The following is a 5051-nucleotide window of genomic DNA, read 5'->3' on the forward strand; positions in this document are numbered from 1 at the left end:
GTATCATTTTGCCCGCGGTTTCAAGAACTCGCTTGGCCGACCACCTTACCAGTATCTGATGCTGTTGCGCATGGAGCGAGCGCGGGATCTGTTGCTGAGCTCGACCATGTCTGTCACGCAGATTGCCCTGTCGGTCGGCTATGATACGCCCCAGGCATTTGCCCGGGCCTTTCGGCGCATCCATGGTATCAGCCCAAGTCATTTCCGGATTGATCGAGCGAACTGCCCCCGAGGAACTTGGCTTCCGAAGCAAATGTGCTAGCATTGCATGCGGGGTGAGGCTGTTTTCCGGGGTGGGCGGTGGACGGTGTCGATTTCGACGATTACCGGCTGACCGATGGCGTTGCGCCATTCATCGCCGCGCATCAGCTGGTCGCCGATGACCCGGCTGTCCAACTGATCGAATTGCACCAGCCAGCGGGCGATTTTTCCGATCCTCCGCTGAATGATCTTGTCATCACGGTGGGATTGTCGATGCACCGGACGTCTTATCGCAATGGCAGCTTCCGCTTTTCGGGGACGGCGGTTCCAGGCCAATGGTCGCTGCTCGCCCGCGGTGAAGCCAATGCAATCGTGATTGATGATTCCAATCATTTCAGGGCACTTGCCGTCGATGGCTTGCTTGCCGATACGTTGCTGGACCGCATGTTCGATGGGCGCCCGCCCGATATAGCCAAGCTGCACGCGGTGCAGGGCAGCAACGGGGTGCCTAAATTGATCGAAAGGCTGTGGCGACTGTCGTCGGGCAGTCACGCCTCGGCGATCACGACCCTTTACCGGGATTCCGTGATTGTGACCCTGCTGGGGGAATTGGCCGCACTGAATGGCGAGGCAGCCAGGCTGACACGTGGCGGGCTGGCGCCCTGGCAGGAGCGGCGCGTGAACGACTATCTTCAGGCAAATTTTTCGCGCGACATCACCTTGCTTGAACTGGCATCGCTCTGCAGCCTGTCACCCGATCATTTTTCCCGCGCATTCAAGCAGAGTTTCGGCGTGGCTCCGCAGAAATACCAGATGCTGCTGCGATTGAATGCTGCGCAGACTTTGCTGTTGCAGCCGGACCTTTCCATTGACACCGTGGCTGTCTGTGTCGGCTACAAGGGCCAGGCCGGGCTCAACAAGCTGTTCATACGCGAACTAGGGGTGACGCCTCTGAATTATCGCCGCCGCATGGTCTGAGTGCCCGGTCAGGCGAGCATGCGCGTGCTATGCCCGAAATGGCGCAAGAATCGCTCCTCCCGAGCAAGCCCGGCACCGCTGGCACCTCCATGCTCTGCTATGGACTGCAGGCGCTGAAGCAAGGAAGCGCGTCTGACCGCCACCTTGCGACATCCAAGGAGTGCTCCAGATGCCGACCGCATTGCCAATCCCCGGTTCCTCGCTTCTTTCCCCTGCCGATCATGTGCTCATCCTGATCGACCACCAGTCGCAAATGTCCTTTGCCACGAAATCGATCGACGCGGTCATGCTGCGCAACAACGCTGCACTGGTGAGCCGGGCAGCCCGCATTTTCGAGGTTTCGACAATTCTGACCACCGTTGCTGAGAAGACGTTCTCCGGCCCCATGTTCGACGAGATCAAGAGCCAGTTTCCGGGTGAGGAGGTGATCGACCGGACCACCATGAACACCTGGGAAGATCCCCGGATCGCCGACCGTATCAACGCCATCGGCAAGTCGCGAATTGTGCTTGCAGGGCTGTGGACCAGTGTCTGCATTGTAGGGCCGGCGCTGTCCGCTATCGACCAGGGCTTCGAGGTCTTCGTGCTCGCAGATGCTTGTGGCGACGTTTCCGATGAAGCGCATGACAGGGCAATGGACCGTATGGTCCAACTAGGCGCAACGCCGATGACCTCTTTGCAGTACATGCTCGAACTTCAGCGCGACTGGGCGAGAGGCGAAACCTATGATCCTGTCGTGCATGCCGCGATAGATCATGGCGGAGCCTATGGGCTCGGGCTGATATACGCCAAGGCGATCTTGGGCGCCGACGCACGCGAAGGCTGATCGATTAAACGTACAAGGTCACCTCCGCTCCTGTCCGCCCCCAGGTATTGGTGACCGGGCCGGCCGCTTCCAAGCCTCCCGAAGGCCGGCCCACCTCCTTCATTCAGGCCCTTCTGCAATGGTGAAGCCATGAAGATATATCTGTTCTCGCTTGGTGCCGGCTTGCTTGTGGGCATTATCTATAGCCTGCTGGGCGTCCGCTCGCCGGCGCCACCCGTTGTAGCATTGCTTGGCCTGTTGGGCATGCTGGTGGGAGAGCAGATCCTGCCATTTGCGATGCGCGTATATCGGGGCAATCCCGATGTGATGGCAGAGACGCGGGCCGACTGTTCGGAGCATATTCTGGGCGCGTTGCCAGCGCGCCCCGGGCTCCGCCGTCGGGATAGCGACGCATGATGGACCGCAGGGCGGTGTCTGCAGGCCTCGCCTTGACCGGCTTGCTAGGAACGATCGAGGGCAAAGCCATGGCGGAAGATGCACGATATACAGGCACCATCCTATTCAACGGGAAATTCACGACGCTGGACCCGCAGAACCCCGCCCCTCAGGCGATCGCCATAAAGGAGGGTCGGTTCCAGGCTGTGGGAGATTTTTCTGATGTCATCGCCCTGCAGGGACCCGGCACCCGGATGATCGACTGCAAGGGCCGGCGCGTGATACCGGGGCTGTGCGACAACCACATCCATGTCATTCGCGGAGGGCTGAACTTCAATCTGGAACTGCGCTGGGATGGTGTCCCCAGCCTGGCTGATGCGATGCGCATGCTGAAGCAGCAGGTCGACCGCACCCCAGCTCCGCAATGGGTCAGGGTTGTTGGCGGCTTCAGCGAGCACCAGTTTGCCGAGAAACGCCTACCCAGCCTGGCTGAAATCAACGTCGTCGCACCCGACACGCCGGTATTCATCCTGCACCTTTACGACCGCGCCTTGCTCAATGGCGCTGCTCTCAGGGCAGTGGGCTATGATCGAGACACACCCGACCCGCCGGGCGGCGTGATCCAGCGCGATTCCCAGGGCAACCCAACTGGGCTGCTGATTGCTAGCCCCAATGCCTCCATCCTTTATGCCACACTGGCCAAAGGGCCGAAACTGCCTCTCGACTATCAGCTCAATTCCACCCGACATTTCATGCGGGATCTCAACCGGCTGGGCGTGACCAGCGTTCTGGATGCTGGCGGGGGTTACCAGAACTACCCGGAAGACTATGCGGTTATCGAACAGCTCCATGAACGCGGTCAGCTGACGCTGCGCATCGGCTACAATCTGTTCACGCAAAAGCCCCGGGAGGAGAAGGAGGATTTCCTGCGTTGGACCCGCAGTGCCCGACATCACCAGGGCGATGACTATCTGCGTCTCAATGGCGCGGGCGAAATGCTTGTCTTTTCGGCTGCGGACTTCGAGGATTTCCGTATGCCTCGGCCGGACATGCCGCCGAACATGGAAGATGATCTCGAGGAGATCGTCCGGATCCTCGTTGCCAACCGTTGGCCGTGGCGGATGCATGCTACCTATGAGGAGACGATCGTCCGGGCTCTCGACGTGTTCGAGAAGGTCAACAGGGAGATGCCGTTCGACGGCCTGCACTGGTTTTTCGACCATGCCGAAACGATCACCCCACGCTCGATCGACAGGGTGGCCGCACTCGGCGGCGGCATCGCGTTTCAGCACCGCATGGCCTATCAGGGCGAGTATTTCGTCGAGCGCTATGGTGCCGAGGCAGCAGAAGCGACGCCGCCTTTCCGACGCGTACTGGAAAGTGGCGTGCGGACCTCCGCAGGCACCGATGCGACGCGCGTGGCGAGCTACGATCCCTGGGTAAGCCTGTCCTGGCTCGTCACTGGCAGGACGATGGGGGGCATGCGGCTTTATCCGCATCGCAACCTGCTCGATCGACATGAAGCGCTGAGAATGTGGACCCAGCACGTCGCCTGGTTTTCGGGCGAGGAGGGGCGCAAGGGACAGATCAAGCAGGGGCAGTTGGCCGATCTAGCGGTACTGAGCCAGGATTTCTTCGAGATTCCTTCCGATCGTATCCGCCAGACCGAATCCGTGCTCACAATTGTCGGTGGCAAGCCAGTCTATGGGACTGGCAACTTTGAAGGCTTGGCAGAACCGCCGCCGCCGCCAATGCCCGACTGGTCGCCGGTCGCCCGGTTCGGTGGCTATCACAAGGCCGAAGGGGCGACTTCGGTCAGCCTGCAAACGGCACAGTCGGCCTGTGGCTGTGCTACACCGTGCGCGGTTCATGGTCATGAGCATGCGCGAGCGACCCAGGTTCCGGTCAGCGATTTCAAGAGTTTCTGGGGCGCTCTCGGCTGCGCATGCTGGGCGGTGTGAGCGCGAGCCTTTCATCGCCGCGGCCCGTTCCGGCCGACCTTGCCGGGCTGCTCGCCTTTGTGTCCGGCTATGTCGACACTGCTGTCTTTATCCATATGCAGGGACTTTTCGTCGCGCATGTCACCGGCAATTTTGTTCTGCTTGGTGCGACACTAGCCAGCCAGAGTGGGGGTGGGGCAGAGGGACATTATGGATCGGTCTGGGTCCAGTTCGCAGCCTTGCCTGCCTTCTTTCTAGTTGCTGTGTTCGCTGGCCTTGCGGCTAGCCAAATTTCAGTTAACCGCAGACTATCGTTGCTGCTGTGGCTTGCCAATCTGGCGGTGGCGCTGACAGGCGGCATTGCACTGTTCCTTGGGACAGGGCCCTGGGATACTGGCTTGGCGCTTGCGCTGGCAGGGGCGATGGGCATGCTCAACGCCGTTCACAGGCTGGTACCGGCCATCGGGCCACCGTTCACGGTCATGACGGGCAATGTAGCAGCGCTGGCGCTGGCCTTGGCAGGTCGAATGAGTCAGGCGCTTTCCGCTACGCCCGAGCCATCGGCATCGGGCAAGATCATGATATCTGTTTGTGCATTTGCTGGCGGTTGCGCGCTGGGCGCTCTTGCCCAGTCCTGGCTTGGGATGGGATCGGTTCTCCTCCCCGCCATCCTTCTCGCGGGTCGCCTGATGGTCCTGCGATGACAGCCTTCCTCGCGCTGCTGCTGGCGG

6 protein-coding genes are annotated in these 5051 nt (G+C 60.7%); all 6 read left to right on the plus strand.

Going from position 1 to position 5051, the window contains the following annotated elements:
- On the plus strand, window positions 1-262 hold a 262-nt coding region (locus AX735_RS24605), incomplete at its 5' end, for a helix-turn-helix transcriptional regulator (protein ID WP_156447546.1).
- A 38-nt stretch (window positions 263-300) separates the two neighbouring features.
- On the plus strand, window positions 301-1179 hold the full coding sequence (locus AX735_RS19175) for a helix-turn-helix domain-containing protein (protein WP_066283612.1): 879 nt from the start codon (window positions 301-303) through the stop codon (window positions 1177-1179).
- Between the two features lie 169 nt (window positions 1180-1348).
- The gene (locus AX735_RS19170; protein ID WP_066283609.1) at window positions 1349-2005 is read left to right on the plus strand and encodes a hydrolase; all 657 of its coding nucleotides are present in this window, start codon (window positions 1349-1351) and stop codon (window positions 2003-2005) included.
- Window positions 2006-2134: 129 nt separating this feature from the next.
- Window positions 2135-2401 (plus strand): DUF1427 family protein, encoded by a 267-nt coding sequence (locus AX735_RS19165; RefSeq protein WP_066283600.1) that lies wholly within the window; start codon window positions 2135-2137, stop codon window positions 2399-2401.
- On the plus strand, window positions 2398-4341 hold the full coding sequence (locus AX735_RS19160) for an amidohydrolase (protein WP_137775451.1): 1944 nt from the start codon (window positions 2398-2400) through the stop codon (window positions 4339-4341). Before AX735_RS19165 ends, AX735_RS19160 begins: the two co-directional genes overlap by 4 nt.
- Window positions 4326-5024, plus strand: coding sequence for a YoaK family protein (locus AX735_RS19155; RefSeq protein ID WP_066283593.1), 699 nt, complete (start codon window positions 4326-4328; stop codon window positions 5022-5024). The genes AX735_RS19160 and AX735_RS19155 overlap by 16 nt, the downstream gene beginning before the upstream one ends.
- Window positions 5025-5051 lie beyond the last annotated feature (27 nt).

It is taken from the genome of Blastomonas sp. CCH1-A6 (assembly GCF_001556365.1).
In the GTDB taxonomy this organism is placed as follows: domain Bacteria; phylum Pseudomonadota; class Alphaproteobacteria; order Sphingomonadales; family Sphingomonadaceae; genus Blastomonas; species Blastomonas ursincola.

Bases quoted from the DNA above. Each gene is read 5' to 3' on its own strand.
- AX735_RS19170 (WP_066283609.1), top strand. From the start codon at position 1,349: ATGCCGACCGCATTGCCAATCCCCGGTTCCTCGCTTCTTTCCCCTGCC.
- AX735_RS19165 (WP_066283600.1), top strand. From the start codon at position 2,135: ATGAAGATATATCTGTTCTCGCTTGGTGCCGGCTTGCTTGTGGGCATT.
- AX735_RS19160 (WP_137775451.1), top strand. From the start codon at position 2,398: ATGATGGACCGCAGGGCGGTGTCTGCAGGCCTCGCCTTGACCGGCTTG.
- AX735_RS19155 (WP_066283593.1), top strand. From the start codon at position 4,326: ATGCTGGGCGGTGTGAGCGCGAGCCTTTCATCGCCGCGGCCCGTTCCG.